Source organism: Flavobacterium celericrescens, from assembly GCF_011392075.1.
Classification (GTDB): Bacteria; Bacteroidota; Bacteroidia; order Flavobacteriales; family Flavobacteriaceae; genus Flavobacterium; species Flavobacterium celericrescens.
Genome location: NZ_JAAJBV010000001.1, coordinates 52,085 through 71,783 on the forward strand (window position 1 = coordinate 52,085; position 19,699 = coordinate 71,783).

General features: G+C 31.8%; 16 protein-coding genes and 1 tRNA gene. 10 read left to right on the forward strand and 7 right to left on the reverse strand.

Annotated features, from left to right (window positions below):
• Nucleotides 1-93: 93 nt before the first annotated feature.
• Nucleotides 94-483: an SPOR domain-containing protein gene (locus G4L40_RS00200; RefSeq protein ID WP_166234839.1), complete on the forward strand. Its 390-nt coding sequence runs from the start codon at nt 94-96 to the stop codon at nt 481-483.
• Nucleotides 484-539: 56 nt separating this feature from the next.
• On the opposite strand, the gene infB is transcribed toward G4L40_RS00200, so the two are convergent.
• The 3 genes from infB to rimP are packed head-to-tail and all read right to left on the reverse strand — an operon-like array spanning nt 540 to nt 5,113.
• On the reverse strand, nt 540-3,335 hold the full coding sequence (gene infB, locus G4L40_RS00205; RefSeq protein WP_166234841.1) for a translation initiation factor IF-2: 2,796 nt from the start codon (nt 3,333-3,335) through the stop codon (nt 540-542).
• Between the two features lie 54 nt (nt 3,336-3,389).
• Nucleotides 3,390-4,631, reverse strand: coding sequence for a transcription termination factor NusA (gene nusA / locus G4L40_RS00210; protein ID WP_166234843.1), 1,242 nt, complete (start codon nt 4,629-4,631; stop codon nt 3,390-3,392).
• 14 nt (nt 4,632-4,645) lie between these two features.
• Nucleotides 4,646-5,113 (reverse strand): ribosome assembly cofactor RimP, encoded by a 468-nt coding sequence (gene rimP, locus G4L40_RS00215; RefSeq protein ID WP_166234845.1) that lies wholly within the window; start codon nt 5,111-5,113, stop codon nt 4,646-4,648.
• Between the two features lie 172 nt (nt 5,114-5,285).
• On the opposite strand from rimP, the gene G4L40_RS00220 reads away from it, so the two are divergent.
• Entirely contained in the window at nt 5,286-6,110 is an 825-nt protein-coding gene (locus tag G4L40_RS00220; RefSeq protein ID WP_166234847.1) for a universal stress protein, read from the forward strand.
• Between the two features lie 121 nt (nt 6,111-6,231).
• On the opposite strand, the gene G4L40_RS00225 is transcribed toward G4L40_RS00220, so the two are convergent.
• Nucleotides 6,232-6,302: transfer RNA gene (locus G4L40_RS00225), tRNA-Gln, on the reverse strand.
• Nucleotides 6,303-6,456: 154 nt separating this feature from the next.
• Here G4L40_RS00225 and G4L40_RS00230 point away from each other — a divergent pair.
• The gene (locus tag G4L40_RS00230) at nt 6,457-9,735 is read left to right on the forward strand and encodes a glycosyltransferase family 117 protein (protein WP_166234849.1); all 3,279 of its coding nucleotides are present in this window, start codon (nt 6,457-6,459) and stop codon (nt 9,733-9,735) included.
• A 75-nt stretch (nt 9,736-9,810) separates the two neighbouring features.
• A complete protein-coding gene (locus tag G4L40_RS00235; RefSeq protein ID WP_166234851.1) occupies nt 9,811-10,449 on the forward strand; it encodes a polysaccharide deacetylase family protein in 639 nt (212 codons plus the stop codon).
• Here the strand turns inward: G4L40_RS00235 and G4L40_RS00240 are convergent.
• Nucleotides 10,446-10,742: a thioredoxin family protein gene (locus G4L40_RS00240; RefSeq protein WP_026724375.1), complete on the reverse strand. Its 297-nt coding sequence runs from the start codon at nt 10,740-10,742 to the stop codon at nt 10,446-10,448. The two genes, G4L40_RS00235 and G4L40_RS00240, sit on opposite strands and share 4 nt — an antisense overlap.
• A gap of 74 nt (nt 10,743-10,816) precedes the next feature.
• Nucleotides 10,817-12,043, reverse strand: coding sequence for a metallophosphoesterase (locus tag G4L40_RS00245; protein ID WP_166234853.1), 1,227 nt, complete (start codon nt 12,041-12,043; stop codon nt 10,817-10,819).
• A gap of 124 nt (nt 12,044-12,167) precedes the next feature.
• On the opposite strand from G4L40_RS00245, the gene polA reads away from it, so the two are divergent.
• The 6 genes from polA (at nt 12,168) to G4L40_RS00275 (ending at nt 18,576) form a co-directional block, all read left to right on the forward strand.
• Nucleotides 12,168-15,020 (forward strand): DNA polymerase I, encoded by a 2,853-nt coding sequence (gene polA / locus G4L40_RS00250; RefSeq protein WP_166234855.1) that lies wholly within the window; start codon nt 12,168-12,170, stop codon nt 15,018-15,020.
• A gap of 84 nt (nt 15,021-15,104) precedes the next feature.
• The gene (locus G4L40_RS00255; RefSeq protein WP_166234857.1) at nt 15,105-15,494 is read left to right on the forward strand and encodes a hypothetical protein; all 390 of its coding nucleotides are present in this window, start codon (nt 15,105-15,107) and stop codon (nt 15,492-15,494) included.
• A 103-nt stretch (nt 15,495-15,597) separates the two neighbouring features.
• Entirely contained in the window at nt 15,598-15,852 is a 255-nt protein-coding gene (locus G4L40_RS00260; protein WP_111566189.1) for an autorepressor SdpR family transcription factor, read from the forward strand.
• A 3-nt stretch (nt 15,853-15,855) separates the two neighbouring features.
• The gene (locus G4L40_RS00265; RefSeq protein ID WP_166234859.1) at nt 15,856-16,497 is read left to right on the forward strand and encodes an SdpI family protein; all 642 of its coding nucleotides are present in this window, start codon (nt 15,856-15,858) and stop codon (nt 16,495-16,497) included.
• A gap of 42 nt (nt 16,498-16,539) precedes the next feature.
• Nucleotides 16,540-17,847 carry a serine hydrolase domain-containing protein gene (locus G4L40_RS00270; RefSeq protein ID WP_166234861.1) on the forward strand — a complete coding sequence of 436 codons (1,308 nt, stop codon included), beginning with the start codon at nt 16,540-16,542 and terminating at the stop codon, nt 17,845-17,847.
• On the forward strand, nt 17,848-18,576 hold the full coding sequence (locus tag G4L40_RS00275; RefSeq protein WP_166234863.1) for a nicotinamide mononucleotide transporter family protein: 729 nt from the start codon (nt 17,848-17,850) through the stop codon (nt 18,574-18,576).
• Here G4L40_RS00275 and G4L40_RS00280 read toward each other — a convergent pair.
• The gene (locus tag G4L40_RS00280) at nt 18,571-19,593 is read right to left on the reverse strand and encodes a LacI family DNA-binding transcriptional regulator (protein ID WP_166234865.1); all 1,023 of its coding nucleotides are present in this window, start codon (nt 19,591-19,593) and stop codon (nt 18,571-18,573) included. The two genes, G4L40_RS00275 and G4L40_RS00280, sit on opposite strands and share 6 nt — an antisense overlap.
• Between the last annotated feature and the right edge of the window lie 106 nt (nt 19,594-19,699).

Consider the following 19,699-nt stretch of genomic DNA (forward strand, 5'->3'; position numbering starts at 1 on the left):
TTATCTTAAAATGTAATTTATATTTGTTCTAAATAATATTAAACCATCTCGTTATAAAATGAAATTGTATTTTTGTATTAAATTATAATCATTATGAAAAAATTACAAAAACATAACTTATTGTTCTTCTTAATACTATCAACAATTTTCTTTGTAAAAACAAATGCTCAGGAAATTAAGACCACAGTTAATCAAGACCCAAAGTTTGAGCAAATATTAAAAGAAAAAAGAAAAATAAATGTTGGATTAGCCTCAAATGAAGCTTATAAAATTCAAATTTTTTATGGAAATAGCGATGATTCAAAAAAGAAATTACAAGAATTTAAGAAAGAATTTAAAGAAATAGACGGCACAATTGTTTACACAAATCCGAACTACAAAGTATGGGTTGGAAATTTTGAAACAAGAATTGAAGTTGAGAAGGCACTGCTTGAAATTAAGAAAAAATATCCGACTGCTTTAATTATTAAACCATCAAAATAAAACTATTAATACATAAAAAAAGCCTTGCATTGCAAGGCTTTTTTTATGTATTAAAACTATTTCAATTTTTTCTTTACTTCCACTTCTTGGAAAGCTTCAATTAAATCATATTCCTTAATATCGTTATAGTTTTTAATCTGCATACCACAATCATAACCTTTAGCTACTTCTTTTACATCGTCTTTAAAACGTTTTAATGTTGCTAACTCTCCCGTGTAGATTACAACTCCTTCTCTAATAAGGCGTATTTTAGAATTTCTAAAAATCTTACCATCAGTAACCATACATCCTGCAATAGAACCAACTTTAGTTACTTTAAAGATTTCTCTAATTTCGGCAGTACCTGTGATTTCCTCTTTCATTTCAGGAGACAACATTCCTTCCATAGCATCTTTTAAGTCGTCAATAGCATCGTAAATAATTGAATAATTACGGATATCTATTTCTTCTTTATCAGCTAACTGTTTTGCATTTCCTTGAGGACGAACATTAAATCCAATAATGATAGCATCCGATGCAGAAGCTAACAATACATCAGATTCTGTAATAGCCCCAACACCTTTATGAATAATTTTAATTTCAATTTCTTCAGTAGACAATTTAGAGAATGAATCTGCTAATGCTTCTACAGAACCATCAACATCTCCTTTGATAATAATATTTAATTCTTTAAATTGACCTAGTGCAATACGACGTCCAAGTTCTGCAAGCGTTGTATGCTTCTTGGTTCTTGCAGATTGCTCACGTTGCAATTGCGTACGTTTTGCAGCAATTTGTTTTGCTTCTCTTTCATCTTCATAAACATTAAACTTATCACCAGCTGTTGGCGCACCATCCAAACCTAATACTGATACCGGAGTTGACGGGCCTGCAACTTTTACTTGATTTCCTCGTTCGTCAAACATGGCTCTAATTTTACCATGATTTTTTCCAGCTAAAACATAATCTCCGATACGAAGTGTTCCTGCTTGCACTAAAATAGTTGACACATAACCTCTTCCTTTATCTAATTGTGCTTCCACAACTGTTCCAAGTGCAGGTTTATTTGGATTAGCAGTAAGTTCTAAAACTTCTGCTTCTAACAATACTTTTTCCAATAATTCTGGTACACCTTGACCAAATTTTGCAGAAATATCATGCGATTGATATTTTCCACCCCAATCTTCAACTAACAAATTCATTCCTGCCAATTGTTCTTTGATTTTTTCAGGATTTGCATTTGGTTTATCTACCTTATTAATTGCAAAAATCATTGGTACACCTGCTGCTTGAGCGTGACTGATTGCTTCTTTTGTTTGAGGCATGATGTCATCATCGGCAGCTACCACAATAATTGCAATATCTGTTACTTGAGCTCCACGTGCACGCATAGCAGTAAAAGCCTCGTGACCTGGTGTATCTAAGAAAGTAATTTTTTCTCCTCCTTCTAAAATTACTCCATAAGCTCCAATATGTTGTGTAATTCCTCCAGACTCACCGGCAATAACATTTGCTTTACGAATGTAATCTAACAAAGATGTTTTTCCGTGGTCAACGTGCCCCATTACCGTAACAATTGGCGCTCTGTGTACTAAATCTTCTGGATTATCTTCGATAACTTCAGCAGCTTCTTCAATATCTGTAGTGATAAATTCCACTTCATATCCAAATTCATCTGCAACAATAGATAATGTTTCAGCATCAAGACGTTGATTCATGGTAACCATGATTCCAAGCGACATACATGTTCCGATTACTTTTGTAATTGGCACATCCATTAAAGATGCAATTTCACCAACAGTAACAAATTCAGTTACTTTTAATGTTTTGCTTCCTTCTTCTTGTGCTTGCAATTCATCATCCACACGTTGACGGTGTGAATCTCTTTTATCTCTACGGTATTTTGCTGATTTAGACTTATTACCTTTACCTTGTAATCTTTCTAAAGTTTCTTTAATTTGGTTTTTTACATCTTCTTCAGATGGTTCAACCTTTTGAATAATTGGTTTTTTTCCTTTATTGAAACCACCAGCGCCAGCACCTTTAACAAACTCTTTTTTAGGACCACCTGTCTGATTATTTGCTCCAGGAGCACCCGGAGTACCAGGCTTGATGATTCTTTTACGTTTGTTCTTGTTGTTGTTATTCGCATTTGCTCCGCCCGCATTTTGTGCTTGAGGAGTTCCTGGTTTTTTAATATCTTTTTTAAAGTCTTCTTTTTTCTTTTTTGGTTTTTCAAATTGAGTTAAATCAATTTTTTGACCTGTAAAAGTAGCTCCTGACAATTTTTGATATTGTGTTTCTATTTTTACTTCGCCAGCTTCATCCGCAGATTCAGCAGCTGGTTTTTCTTCTTTAGAAGGCTTTTCAATTTCTACTTTTTTAACAATAGGTTTTTCAACTTCTATTTTAGTATCTTCTACTACTTTCACTTCAGGAGTAGTTTTTACTTCAGGAGTTTCAACTTTTTGTTCAGCAACAGGAGTTTCAGATGTAACAACTGGTTTTTTAGGATCTAATTCTATTTTTCCAACTGCTTTTGGTGCAGTTACAATAGCTTTAGCTTTGATAACTTCTTGTCTTTGGCGCTCTTCTTCCTGCAAACGTTTTGCTTCTTGTTCTTTTTCAAGTTCACGTTTTAATGCCTCTTTCTCTTTTCTCTTTTCTTCACTTACTTCAAGAGAGGCAACCTTATTCCCTTTGTCAGCAGAAAATTGACCACATAAGACTCCATACTCCTCTTGAGATATTTTAGCATTTGGACTAGACTCGATTTCGTGACCTTTGTCTTTTAAAAAATCCACAGCTCTATCAAGAGAAATATTTAACTCCCTTAAAACTTTGTTTATTCTTATTACTCTTTCTTCAGACATATAATCTTTTTAAAAATTCTATTTTGTTGTTGTGTTGTTTATTTCAGCAAAAAATTATCCTTCTAATTCTTCTTTTAGGACATTCATTACATCTATAATTGTTTCCTCTTCAAGATCAGTCCTTCTTACTAAATCTGCAACTTCTTGATTCAATACACTTCTTGCTGTATCTAAACCGATTTTTTCAAATTCTTCGATTACCCAAGCTTCGATTTCGTCTGAGAATTCTCTTAATTCAACATCATCTTCTTCTTCTGCAACACCTTCGCGGATTACATCTATTTCATAACCCGTCAATAAACTTGCTAATTTAATATTATTTCCGCCTCTACCAATTGCTTTCGAAACTTCTTCAATTTTTAAGAACACTTCAGCAGTTTTTGCTTCTTCATTAATTTTAACCGAAGACACTTTTGCAGGGCTTAATGCTCTTGTTATGTACAATTGTGGATTTGTTGTATAATTGATAACATCAATATTTTCATTACCTAATTCACGAACAATTCCATGAATACGTGATCCTTTCATTCCTACACAAGCTCCAACTGGATCAATTCTATCGTCATATGAATCTACGGCTACTTTTGCTTTTTCACCAGGAATTCTAACAACTTTTTTAATAGTGATTAACCCATCAAACACTTCCGGAATTTCTTGTTCAAATAATTTTTCAAGAAAATCCGGAGCTGTTCTTGACATAATAATCTGAGGTTTATTTCCTTTCAATTCAACATTTTCAATTACACCTCTAACGTTATCTCCTTTTTTGAAGTAATCATTTGGAATTTGTTTTTCTTTTGGTAAAACAATTTCATTTCCTTCATCATCCATCAAAATTACAGCTTTTGGGCGAACATGATGCACTTCTGCTGTATAAATATCACCTATAATATCTTTAAATTGTTTATAAAGATTTGTATTATCGTGTTCATGGATTTTAGAAATTAGATTTTGACGTAAAGCCAAAATTGCTCTTCTTCCTAATTGAAACAATTTCACTTCTTCAGAAACATCTTCCCCAACTTCAAAATCTGGTTCAATTTTTCTTGCTTCAGATAATGAAATTTCAGAGTTTTCATCTTCAACTTCTCCATCTTCCACCACCACACGATTTCTCCAGATTTCCATATCTCCTTTATCAGGATTGATGATAATATCAAAGTTATCGTCTGAACCATATTTCTTTTTTAAAGCATTTCTAAATACTTCCTCTAAAATTGCCATTAGTGTAACTCTATCGATGAGTTTATCGTCTTTAAATTCTGAAAACGATTCAATTAATGCAATATTTTCCATGTCAACTCTTTATTTTAAAATGATACTATAACAATTGCTTCTTTTATATTTTCGTAAGGAATTTCAGCTTTTTTATCAACTGTTTCTTTTCCTTTTCCTATTTTTTTAGGTTCTCTAGCTTGCCATTCTAAAGTAATTTTTTCTTCATCAGCCATCACAAGCTTCGCCTCAATTTCTTCTGATAAAGTTGTTTTTACTTTTAAACTTCTTCCAATATTTTTTTTGTATTGTCTAATAAATTTTAATGGGCTTGAAATACCTGCAGATGCCACTTCTAAAGAAAAATCCTGCTCTTCTCTATCTAAACCATTCTCAATTGTTCGACTAATATCAATACAATCTTGAAGATTAATTCCATTATCACCATCTAAATTAATACTAATTTTATTAGCCTCATTTATAGATAAATCAACCAAAAATAATTCAGGTCGCCCCGCTAGCGCAACATCTAACAACTCTTGAACTTTATTTTTAAACGTCATATTTTTATAAAAAGAGGCACGCTATGCGTGCCTCATTATTCATTTATTTCCAAATAACTGGGCAAATGTACAAATTTTATTTGAATTAAAAAAAATATTGTGTATTCAGATATTTTTTGTACCTTTATAATGTGATATATTCACACCTGATTCAATAACCTAAAACAAACTTATGAAACGAATTTTAGTACCAACCGATTTTTCAAAACACGCAGAATATGCCTTAAAAGTTGCTGCACAAATTGCAAAAAAGAACGACGGTGAAATTTTTTTAGTACACATGCTAGAATTACCTACTTCTGGAAATGATGCATTATCAACAGCACACGAAATACCAGAATTAATGCTATTTAAAAATGCTGCCGTTAACAAATTAGATGCAATTATGGATGCAGATTATCTTGATGGCGTTAAAATTTCGAAAATTATTCAGTTTGAGATGGCTTTTGACGGTATTGTTAAAAACGGAAAAGCACATAACGCAGATTTGATAGTAATGGGTTCTCATGGTGCAAACGGATTTCAAGAAATGTTTATCGGTTCAAATACTGAAAAAGTAGTTAGAAATTCAGAAATTCCTGTATTAGTAATCAAGCGCGACGAAGAAACATTTAGCGCAAGCAAATTTGTATTTGCTTCAGATTTTTCTGACGAAGCTAAAAAACCTTTTGAAAAAGCATTTGATTTTGCAAAATCATTTGGCGCTCATTTACATTTAGTAAATATCAATACCCCTAACAACTTTAAATCTACAAAAGTAGCTCAGCAGACGATAAATGATTTTCTTGCTGGAACCGATACATCAAACATAACTACACATATATATAATGATGTTAATGTAGAAAAAGGAATCTTACATTTTGCAAAAAGCGTTGATGCTGATTTAATTGGAATGAGTACACACGGAAGAAAAGGCTTGTCTCACTTCTTTAACGGAAGTATTAGTGAAGATTTGGTAAATCACGCAAAACGACCAGTCATTACTTTTAAAATCTAAATAATTTAGATCTTTATAAAAAAAGACCGCTAAATTAGCGGTCTTTTTTTATGTGTTAATTTTCTTAAAATCAGGAACATGTATAAATAAAAAAACTCCGCTCAAAAAAAGCGGAGTTTTGTTGGCCCACAAGGACTCGAACCTTGAATGACGGTACCAAAAACCGGAGTGTTACCATTACACCATGGGCCAATTACCATACAACCTTTTCGATTGCGAGTGCAAATGTAGTACATATTTTTTATTCTACAAATTTTTCCAAAAAAAATATTAAAAAATTAATTTAACATTCTAAATAAGCAAAAAAATAGTTTCTTTGTAATAAATTAAGAAACCTAATTATTGTATGACTTCATTCAATTTTAAAAAATGGAATACCATTCTAGGATGGTTCTCTTTCGCAATAGCATTACTTACCTATTCATTAACAGTTGAACCAACACTTAGTTTTTGGGATTGTGGTGAGTATATCGCAACTTCTGCAAACTTAGAAGTAGGACATCCACCTGGAGCTCCATTATTTCAAATGTTAGGTGCTTTTTTTGCAATGTTTGCTTTTAGCCCAGACAAAATTGCATTAATGGTTAACTATCTTTCTGTTTTTTCAAGTGCTTTTACCGTTTTATTCATGTTTTGGTCATTGACCATGTTACTGAAAAAAATTGCTGGGACTTCAAAAGAAATTTCAACTAATCAAAATATAATGATTTTAGGAAGTGCTTTCATCGCTTCATTATCATTTACTTTTTCTGATAGTTTTTGGTATAATGCTGTTGAAGCAGAAGTGTATGCCATGGCTTCATTCCTTATAGCATTATTGTTTTGGCTAGGACTGCGTTGGGAACAAGAATTAGAAACACCTCGTGGCAATAAATGGTTACTAATAATATCTTTAGTCATTGGATTATCTTTTGGTGTTCACTTCATGGCATTGTTAGCATTTCCTGCAATTGGATTCTTATATTTCTTTAAAAAATACAAAAATGTAACCATAAAAAGTTTCTTATTAGCCAATGTAATCATCGTTGCAATTTTACTTTTTATATTCAAATTACTATTACCATTTACACTGGCTTTCTTTGGAAAAACAGAAATATTCATGGTGAACGAATTAGGACTACCTTTTAATTCAGGAACTATATTTGCTTTTTTATTAATTGTGGCTGCATTCTATTATGGATTAAATTATACTAAGAAAAAAGGACATATATTTTACAACACCTTAATTTTAGCAATTCTTTTTATTCTAATTGGATTTTCAACTTGGTTGATGTTACCTATTCGTGCCAATGCAGATACTCCAATTAATGAAAACAAACCTTCAGATGCTGCCGAAGTATTAGCTTATTATAACCGTGAACAATATGGGGAACAAAAATTGTTTTATGGTCCGCAATTCTCAGACACCTATTCTGGACTAGATCCTGTAACACCATATTTGGATGAAAAACCAAATTATGAGCGTGATTATAAAACTGGGAAATATATTATTACCAATAATTTTAAAAACGCAAAACAAAATACAGATGACGCCCACAAAGCTTTTTTACCTAGAATGTGGAGCAACGAACACAATGTAAACTACATGACGTTTGGAGAGCCATTAGAATTTAGCATGAATCCAAACTACTCATATGAAGACGATTTACCTAAATATGGCATTGACCCAAGAAGTTTAAGCGAAAAAGAACTCATCCACTACGCACAGCAAATAAAGGACGATGTTCAACAAAAAATTTCTGATTTCAGAACTGCTTATGCTAAAGGAGATGTCGACTTAAAGGGTTATGATAAGTTTTTAAAAACCTATGGCGAATATTTAATTGTAGAAAAACCAACATTTTCAACTAATATGAAATTTATGGTTCAATATCAATTTGGATATATGTACGTTCGCTATTTACTATGGAATTTTGTTGGAAGACAAAATGATAATCAAGGAAAATATAATGATTTAGACGGAAATTGGATTACTGGGATTCCGCTTGTAGATGAAGTTTTTATTGGTTCGCAAAAAAATCTTACATCAGACATGCAAAATAATAAAGGAAGAAATGTTTATTTCGGACTTCCATTCATTCTTGCGCTAATCGGTATTTTTTACCACGCTAAAAAAGATTTAAAAAGCTTCTATGTATTAATGGCTTTATTCTTATTTACTGGTTTAGCATTAAAAATTTACTTAAACGAAAGACCTTTTGAACCAAGAGAAAGAGATTATGCTTTAGTGGGCTCATTCTATGTTTTTGCTATGTGGATTGCCTTTGGTGTATATGCCATTTTTGATTGGATTAAGAAATTTATAACACCTAAAGTAGCTATTCCATTGGTGCTAATTATTAGCTTCCTAGCTTCTCCTATGCTTATGGCTAAAGAAAACTGGGACGACCACAATCGATCTGACAAATATACAGCATTAGCAATGGCTAAAGCCTACTTAGATTCTTGTGATAAAAATGCCATTTTGTTTACTATTGGAGATAATGATACTTTCCCATTATGGTATATGCAAGAAATTGAAGGCTATAGAACTGATATTCGAATTGTAAATACTAGCTTATTCATGACAGATTGGTACATTGATCAAATGAAACGAAAAGTACACGACTCTGAAGCAATTCCAAGTTCATTTAGTAGAGACCAATATGTTGGAAATAAAAGAGATTATAGTTTATTTGTAGAAAGAACTAAAGAACCTCTTATACTTGACGATATGCTTAAATTCATCGCTTTAGATGATGAAAGAGCCAAAATAGAATTAAAAAACGGAAACAAAGTTAATTATTACCCTTCAAGTAAAGTAATAATTCCGATAGACAAAAATGTTATCATCAAAAACAAAGTGGTTTCATCAAAACAATATGACTCAATTGTTTCTGCAATTGAATTTGATATCAAAGGTGATGCTATTTATAAAAACCGATTAATGATGCTTGACATCGTAAATCAAAACAATTGGAAAAGACCTATCTATTTCACAGGAGGTAGTTTTGGTGAAGATGATTACATTTGGATGAAAGATTATCTACAACTTGATGGAATGTGCTTCAAACTAGTTCCTATTAAAACTCCTGTTGATGAGCCAAATCCAATGAAAATGGGTTGTATAGATTCAGAAAAAATGTACGATATTGTAATGAAATGGGATTGGGGAAATAGTGGAAATCCAAAAATATACCATGACCCAGAAACAAGAAAAAACAGCATCACTTATCGTACTAATTTAGCTCGATTAATGGAAACATTAATTAATGAAGGTAAAAACGATAAAGCCGAAAAAATAATTGATTTAGCAATGACAAAAATGCCAGTTGAATATTTTGAATATTACTCAATGGTAGATCCTTTTGCAATGGGTTATTACGAAGTAGGTAAGAAAGAAAAAGCAAGATTAATCTTATCACAATTAATTAAAAAATATCAAGAGAATCTTACTTTTTATAGTGGCTATACTCTAACTGAACAATATTTTTATGCTTCAGACATTGTAACTGACATCGAACAATATAGAGGCTTACTTGAAATTGCAAAAAATGCAAACGATTCAGAATTTTACAACAAAGAGAAAGTGAAATTCAACAATTACAATAAAATGTTCAATGTTTTCAACAGAAAAATGGAATAACTAATTCTCAAAATATAAAATGTTCCAAGTGAAAGAAATTTCGTTTGGAACATTTTTTTATGCTAATTTTACAGTATGAACTTCAATTGGGTAAAAACAAATAAATGGATTAAAATGATTTTCAATAATCTGGTTTGGGAAATTCCAAATTCGGATAAAAAAATCTATTTAACGTTTGATGATGGCCCAATTCTTGAAGTAACCGAATGGGTTCTAGACCTTTTAAAATCCGAAGAAATTAAAGCCACATTCTTTTGTATTGGCGACAACATTCAAAAACATCCTGAAGTTTATAAAAGAATCCTCGTTGAAGGACACCAAACCGGAAATCACACTTTCAATCACTTAAACGGTTGGAAAACCAATACAAATTATTACATTGATAATTTCAAGTTGTGCGAAACTGAACACTTAAAACTAAACACTGAAAACTCTTTTTTATTTCGTCCTCCTTACGGAAAAATCAAATCAAGTCAATCAAAGATAATTAGACAATTAGGCTACAAAATAATTATGTGGGATGTATTGAGTTATGATTTCGACGCAACCATTTCTGTAGAAAAATGTTTAGAAAACGTAATTTCAAATACAGAACAAGGAAGCATTATCGTATTTCACGATAGCTTAAAAGCAGAAAAAAATCTGAAATATGCATTACCAAAAGCAATACAAATTTTAAAAAATAAGGGGTTTGTTTTTGATGTAATTTCCTAGGCTTGTTCTTGCACTAATGAAATCAAAGTGTTTGCATCAAGTTCACCACTTTGTCTCCATACCATTTGACCTTCTTTGTAAATCATTAAAGTAGGCAAACCTTTAATACGAAGCGCCTCAGCTAATTCCTGATTTTTATCCACATCAATTTTAATTACACGCGCTTTGTCTCCTAATGCAGCTGCTACATGACGAATTACTTCATTCATAGCTACTGAAGGTTCATTCCACTCTGTAAAAAAATCGATTAGTACAGGTACTTGAGCATCGATAAGTTCTCCAAATTTTGACATAAATTGAATTTATTAGTATCAAAAAAATTATTTTTCACACGAAAATAATATACAAATGTAGCATTTTTACTGAATTACGCTACTTTTTCTCCTTTTTTTAGTTCAATTACTGTTATTTCGGGCATAATTCCTACTCTACCAGGGTAAGCATGAAAGCCAAAACCACGATTTACATAAATATATCTCCCCGCATTTTCATACAATCCAGCCCATTGTTTGTACACATATTGCACAGGACTCCATTTTATCCATCCTGGAATTTCGATTCCAAATTGAAATCCGTGTGTATGACCCGAAAGCGTTAAATGATAATGATTGTCGTCGTGCTGAATTTTCTCATCCCAATGACTTGGATCGTGACTCATTACAATTTTGAAATCTTCTTTTGTTAAACCTTTTGAAGCCAAATTCAAATCGCCTCGTTCACCAAATTTTCTTCCCCAGTTTTCAACACCAACGATTGCCAATTCTTGATTGTCTTTTTTAATTTTAACGTGTTCATTCAACAATAATTTGAAATCAATTTTATTATGAATCGCTTTTATTTCTTCAAAATTGGCTTGTTTTGCAGTTTGCGATTTCCAATCTACATATTCTCCATAATCATGATTTCCTAAGATGGAAAATTTGCCAAATTTAGGGTTATGAATTCCTTTAAATGTATCAATCCAAGGATCCATTTCAGTTGCATGCGTATTTACAATATCACCCGTAAACAAAACCATATCCGAATTTTGTTCATTAATCAAATCAATCGCATATTGAATTTTCTCCGCATCATCAAAACTTCCACTATGAACATCCGAAATATGCGTAATCGTTGTTCCGTCAAAAGCATCAGGTAAATCAGGAAAAAACAAAGTCTGTTTGATTACTTTGTAATTGTATTTTCCAATGGTAATTCCGTATAAAAAAGAAGCAAACGGAATTGCAGCAACTCCCAATGCGACTTGACTCACAAATCGTCTTCGCTCTGGCAAAAAACCTTCTGAATCGCTGTTAACTAATGAAAATAATCCGTAAAAAAAACGAATAATATCCTCTCCAAATAATATTATGGCCAACAATAATTTTGGCACATAAAGCAACAACAATAGCCCCATCGTAATCATTGTTTTTGGAGTTTGCCCAACACTTCTATCAAAATGATATAATTGGTAAACAATATAGGCCAGTGCAATTGCTGATGTTATATAATAGAAAACAAAAAACCACTTCGATTTTATCAAAGTCTTAAACGCCTGAAAAGCATAGATTTCCAAAACAAGAACAAATACTAAAAAAACAATCCAACGAATCATTAGCTCTTTTTTTTTGCAAAGTAAGTAACAAGTTGTACAAATTGATGCTGCATTAAATGAATTTTAACAAAGTTTTTTTAAGCAAAGAATTGTACTTTTACATTTTTAATGAAATTTCTGAACAATGTCACAAAAACGTCTTTTCCTTCTTGATGCTTACGCGCTTATCTTTCGTGGGTATTATGCTTTTATAAAAAATCCTCGTATCAATTCTAAAGGAATGGATACATCTGCAATTATGGGATTCATGAATTCTTTGATGGATGTAATTAAGCGCGAAAAACCAGATCATTTAGCGGTAGCATTTGATAAAGGCGGAAGTGATTACCGTTTCGAAATGTATCAAGAATACAAAGCACACCGTGACGAAACTCCTGAAGCGATTAAAATTGCAGTTCCTTATATTCAAGAATTATTGCGCGCTATGCATATTCCAATTATCGAAAAAGCAGGTTTTGAAGCCGATGATTTAATTGGAACTTTAGCTAAACAAGCCGAAAAAGAAGGTTTTCAAGTGTTCATGGTAACGCCAGATAAGGATTTTGCGCAATTGGTTTCGGAAAATATTTTCATGTACAAACCTGCTCGAATGGGTAACGATATTGAGATTTGGGGAATTCCCGAAGTCTTAGAAAAATTTGAAATTGAACGTCCAGAACAAGTAATTGACTTCTTAGGAATGATGGGCGATTCTGCCGATAATATTCCAGGATTGCCTGGTGTGGGTGAAAAAACAGCTAAAAAATTCTTAGCGGAATATGGCACTTTAGAAAACTTGTTAGCTAATACGCATCAATTGAAAGGTGCGATGAAAGATAAAATTGAAGCCAACAAAGAATTAGGGATTTTATCCAAAAAATTAGCCACTATCCTACTCGATTGTCCAGTGACATTTGATGCTGACGATTACGAATTATCAAAACCTGATGTAGAAAAAACCGATGCTTTGTTTCAGGAATTAGAATTCCGCCAAATGAAAGCGCAATTTGATAAATTATTTGGTTCTGGAAAAGAGTATGACGAAATTGACGGTAATGGAAATACTTCTGAAATTCCGCAACCAACAAAAAAAGCGCCAGCAAAAAAATCAAACGAAGACCAATTTGATTTGTTCGGATTTAGTGACGAATCGGATGAACCAACTGCGAATCATTCCTATTATGCGACTTTAGAAAACACGACTCATTTTTACCAAATAGTTCAAGGCGATTTACCAGTAAAATTGTTAATGCAGAATTTATTGAATCAAACCTCAGTTTGTTTTGATACGGAAACTACTGGAATTGACGCTTTGAATGCCGAGTTAGTAGGAATGTCGTTCTCTTTCGAAAAAGGAAAAGGATTTTATGTTCCGTTTCCCGAAAATCAGGAAGAAGCCCAAACTTTAATTGAAAAATTCCGACCATTTTTCGAAAATGAAAGCATCGAAAAAATTGGTCAGAACATGAAATACGACTTGAAAATTCTTTCGAATTACAACATACAAGTAAAAGGAAAATTATTCGACACCATGATTGCACATTATCTGATTAATCCAGATATGCGTCATAATATGGATGTGCTGTCGGAAACCTATTTGAAATATGCGCCAAAATCAATTGAAACATTAATTGGGAAAAAAGGGAAAAATCAATTGTCAATACGAGATGTTCCTTTGGAAGACATCAAAGAATATGCAACCGAAGATGCTGATATTACCTTCCAATTAAAAGAACATTTCCAACCGATTTTAGAAAAAGTAGGGACAAAAAAATTGTTTGACGAAATCGAAATTCCGCTAGTTCCTGTTTTAGCAGATATGGAAAAAGAAGGCATTCGTTTGGATGTGGAATTTCTAAAAAGTATGTCGGTTGATATGCAAAAAGAAATCGATGCGTTCGAACAACAAATCTATGAAACTGCTGGCGAGAAATTCAATTTGGCTTCTCCAAAACAATTGGGTGATATTCTATTCGACAAACTAAAAATTGGTGGTGACAAACAAAAGAAAACCAAAACCGGTCAATACGCTACAGGTGAAGAAGTGTTGAGTTATTTGGCAAACGAACATCAAATTGTACGCGATATTTTAGAATGGCGTCAAATGGTGAAATTACAAAGCACGTATATTGATGCTTTACCAAATCAAGTCGATAAAAAAACGGGGAGAGTTCATACCGATTATATGCAAACGGTTGCTGCAACTGGTCGATTGAGTTCAAATAATCCAAATTTACAAAACATTCCTATTCGTACCGAAAGAGGAAGACAAATTAGAAAAGCCTTCATTGCACGCGATGAAAATTACACCTTACTTTCTGCCGATTATTCTCAAATTGAATTGCGAATCATTGCTGCTTTATGTGGTGAAGAAAACATGATTAAAGCGTTTCAAAATCACGAAGACATTCACAAAAGTACAGCTGCAAAAGTGTTCAATGTGCCTTTAGAAGAAGTAACAAAAGAACAAAGAAGTCATGCAAAAACCGTAAACTTCGGAATTATCTATGGCGTTTCGGCTTTTGGATTGAGCAACCAAACCAACTTATCAAGAAAAGAAAGTGCTGATTTAATTGAAGCATATTATCAAACGTATCCGAAATTGAAATCGTTTATGACTTCTCAAGTGGATTTTGCAAGAGAAAACGGTTATGTAGAAACCATTTCAGGAAGAAGACGTTATTTAAAAGACATCAACTCAGCCAACGCGATTGTTCGTGGCGGTGCGGAACGAAATGCGGTGAACGCTCCAATTCAAGGTTCAGCTGCTGATATCATTAAAATTGCTATGATTAACATTCATAAAAAACTGACGGCTGAAAATTGGAAATCAAAAATGCTATTGCAAGTACATGACGAATTAGTATTTGACGTGCACAACTCCGAATTAGAAAAAATACAACCGATGATTAAACACGAAATGGAAAACGCTTTCAAAATGGCAGTTCCGTTAGATGTGGAAATTGGATTGGGTAAAAATTGGTTAGAAGCGCATTAGGAAAGTGGTCAGTGTTCAGTAGCAGTTGGCAGTTGGATTAGTTTTGTCATTTCGACGAAGGAGAAATCTCATAAGAGTTAAAATATGATGAATAAAATAAAATTTCTTTTCGAAACTAAAATGTATTTGATTAGTATATTACCTTATGTTTTTACCTTTAGACCTTATGATGGAAGTGAAACATATGGAATTAATAAAACTGTTGGTTGGGCATTTGACATTACTGGAATTAGTTTTTATATTCTCTATTTTTTGCTAACTTTTTTCTTAGGATTTAGTCTCTTAGCAATCATTAAAACCAAAACAAACTTTATTTTATCAATTTTGTTCTTTTTAGGAATTTCATATTGTTGTTTATTTCAAAATAGTTATAAGAATATAGATTTGATTGATAATCTTCTTTTAATTTCAACTTTTCTTTATATATTGATTTTTATTAACTCAATTTATTTAAAATTCAAATCTCCAAAATAAAACCTCAAACCCGATACGTTTCAAAACCTATCGGGTTTATTTTTTTAAAACATTTTGCCATTTCAAATAATATTTAGATATTTGTCTAAATATATAAATCAATATGAACGCAATTTTCAAAGCCTTAAACGACGAAACCAGAAGAGATATTCTGGAATTGCTGCGCAAACAGGAGATGACGGCTGGCGATATTGCGGACCAATTTCATATTTCAAAACCTAGTATTTCGCATCATTTGGATATTTTAAAACGTGCCGATTTAGTCACGAGCGAGAAAAAAGGGCAATTTGTAGTCTATTCTTTAAACACTACAATTGTTGACGACATTTTAAAATGGATTATTACCCTAAAAAAATAAAGTATGGAGAAGTTTAAAAAAGAAATTTCGTTTTTAGCAATTGCTTTAATTCCTTTTGTTTATCTAATTTACATTTGGAATCGTTTACCAGAAAAAGTTCCAATGCACTGGAATGGTGCTGGAGAAATTGATCGTTATGGCGATAAAAAAGAACTTGTTGCAATGTTATTTATGCTAGTTGGCATTACTTATCTTGTCTTTTTGGTAATTCCGTACATAGACCCAAAACAAAAACTACAAAGTATGGGCAACAAACTAAATAGTTTACGAATGATTCTTACTTTATTTATGTCAGGTTTAGCAGTTTTTATACTTTACAGCACACAACAAAAAAGTAGCAATCCAGGATTTGTGTTTGCAATCATTGGATTATTATTCACTTTTTTAGGCAATTATTTCAAAACTATAAAGCCTAATTATTTCATTGGAATTAGAACACCTTGGACGTTAGAAAATGAAGAAGTTTGGAAAAAAACACATTTAATAGGTGGAAAATTATGGTTTGTTGGTGGATTATTAATGACATTGACTTTTTTGATGCCAAATGAAATGCAACTGTATACTTTTTTAGGAATTACGGCCGTTATTACCATTATTCCAATTGTATATTCTTATTTGGAATTTAAAAAAATCAAAAATCAGTAACAATAAACTTTTTATTACCACTAATAGGATAAATCGATAATCATGAAAAAAATACTTTTCCTTTTTGTATTGACATTTTCGTTGGCTTCAATTGCTCAAGAGCGTTTTGAAAAAATTGACAGCTTGTTGACTTATTTGAATCAAAACAACAAATTCATGGGTTCACTTTGTATTCGTGAAGGCGAAAATGTAGTATTTAACAAAGCATATGGTTATGCAGATGGCGAAAAAAACATTCTAGCCAATAGAGAAACCAAATATAAAATTGGATCGGTTACTAAAACCTTTACTGCAGTAATGATTATGCAATTGATTGAAGAGAAAAAATTGACTCTTCAAACCAAATTGAATCGTTTTTATCCAAAAATTCCAAATGCAGAAAAAATTTCGATTTATGATTTATTACATCACAGAACTGGAATTGTAGATTATATAAATGGCGACACCATTACTGCTAAAAATATTTATCGATTCCATTCAAAAGAAGAAATGATTCAAAAAATAACGGATTACAAACCATTATTTGAACCTGGAACAAAACACCAATATAGCAATTCGAACTATAATTTATTAGGCTATATTATTGAAACACTTACTAAAAAATCTTACGCTGAAAATATTCAAACAAGAATTGTTAAAAAGGCCAACCTAACAAATACTTATTTCCCACAAGGAAAAATCAATACTTCAGTTGGAGAAAGTTATTCTTATTCATTCAATGGATCTGAATGGGAAAAAGTAGAAGAATGGGAAAACTCTATTGCTTATTCTGCTGGAGCCATGATTTCAACACCTGCCGATTTAACACGTTTTATGCATGCGCTTTTTGAAGGAAAATTAGTTAAGCCAACTTCATTAGAACAAATGAAAGAAATTAAAGACGGCTATGGAAAAGCATTAGTACAATTCCCTTTTGGTGAGCGTCGTTTTTATGGTCATACTGGAGGAATTGAAAATTTTAGAGCAGTTGTAGGCTATTATCCTGCTGAAAAATTAGGTGTTTCATTAATTGTTAACGGCGATAACTTCAATAGAAATGATATTATGATAGGTGTATTGAGCATTTATTATAAAATGCCTTTCCCTTTTCCTGTATTTACTAAAATAGACGCCGCAGAATTAGCAAAGTTTACAGGAACTTACACATCAAAAGAGTTGCCTTTAAAAATTACGATTTCTGAAAAAAATGGTGAATTATTTGCACAAGCAACAGGACAAAGTGCTTTCCCTTTAACTTTTAAAGCAGAAAAAACATTTATCTTTGCATCCGCTGGAATAGAAATGGTATTCGGCGAAAACACTTTTGTTTTAAAACAAAGTGGCATGAGTTTTAACTTCACCAAAGAATAAATGACAATAAACATATTATCGGGAAATCAAATTGCTCTAATAAAGAAAATCACAAACGGAAGAAATCTTGATTTAATAGGATTATTGATTGTTATTTCTGGTTCTATTTTTTTAGATTATCACAAAACCAGATATTATTTTTCAATGGATAATATTTCCTATTATTTTCCACTGGGTTTCTTCTCTATAATAAATGTAGGATTTTCAATGATTGCGACTAGATTAGTCACAAAGAAAAACAATTTAGGCAATTTAATTCACACCTTTAATACTACACTAAGTGGTACAATTGATTATCTATTAGGAAACATTGGCGCTATTTTAACCTATCCTATTTCAATCGTTGCCAATTACTTATCATACAATCATTGGAAAAAAGACAATCGATTAAATGATATTGATTTTGCATTCTACCGCAATTTAGTTGTGGGAATGGTCACTTCTTTAACTTTGAATTTTATTGCTTTTTACTATTTATCCCCTAAAAAAATAGATTGGCTACTTTTCATGTCAATTGCATTTCCAGCTGGATTAACCTTTGGCGGAACATTTAACAACATCAAGCGCTATCCAGACAACTGGTTTCTTTGGCAAGTGTATAATTTATCTAAAATTATTCAAAGCATTTTTATTTTAAATATTGCAAATACTATTAAATATTCATTCTATATGATTAATGCAATTTTAGGCTATATTACTTGGAATGATGATAAGATCAAACAATTATAGTTTTCTAGTAGATTCTCTCTGACGCAACTCTGTTTTTATCACAACTGTTTGGTGCTGATAGAATTCGTCTTTCGTGTTTAACTTATTGATAAGTAACTCTGCCGCTTTGGCTCCAATTTCGGGTGCATGTTGACTCACAGTAGATAAACTTGGCGTTAATCTTTTAGACCAAACGCCATCAGCAAAACCAATAATGTTTAATTGCTCAGGAATTTTTATTCCTTTTTTTATTGCCAATTTCATTGCCATTGTAGAAGCATGCTCATCTAAAGCAAAAATAGCGTCTACTTTCTCCTTTAAAAACAAGTTAGTTAATTTTTTATCAAATAAATCAATCTCATTTTCGACAACTAATAATTTATCGTTCAATTTAATATTATTTTCTTCCAATGCTTTTTGGTAACCATCAAATCGTAATTTACCAACACTTAAATTACCAATGGTTGATAACAATGCTATTTTTTTGCTTCCTAATTTCAATAAATGCTGAGTGGCATCATAAGAAGATTCAAAATCATCAACAATTACTTTATCGCAAACAATAGTTTCAGCAACTCTATCAAACATTACGATAGGAGTTCCACTATTAATAATATCTTTAAAATGCTGATATTCTTTCACAGATTGCGTTTCTTCGGCTACAGAAACAATAAAACCATCAATAGTTCCATTATTCAACATATCCATTACTTGCATTTCCTTTTCATAAGATTCATTAGAAATGCCGGTAATAACATTATATCCTTTAGCTAAAGCTGCTTTTTCAATACCACTAAATACTTTCGCAAAAAAAGGATTTAGGATATTAGGAATAATTACACCAATAGTATTAGTACGTTGGTTTTTTAAGTTTTTAGCAATACTATTTGGTTTATAGTTTTGCAATTTAGCATACTCCTGAATTTTTATTTTAGTCGCTTCACTAATTTCAGGGCTATCACTTAAGGCTTTAGAAACAGTAGAAATAGACACTTCAAACTCCTTCGCAATTTGTTTTAAGGTTGCTTTTGCTTTCATTCTTAAAATTTAAAAAGTAAAAATACACTATTTTTTGCAATTATACAGCTAAAAAAAATCAATAATAACAGATGGTTAGCTACTTCAAAACAATATTTTGCATTCC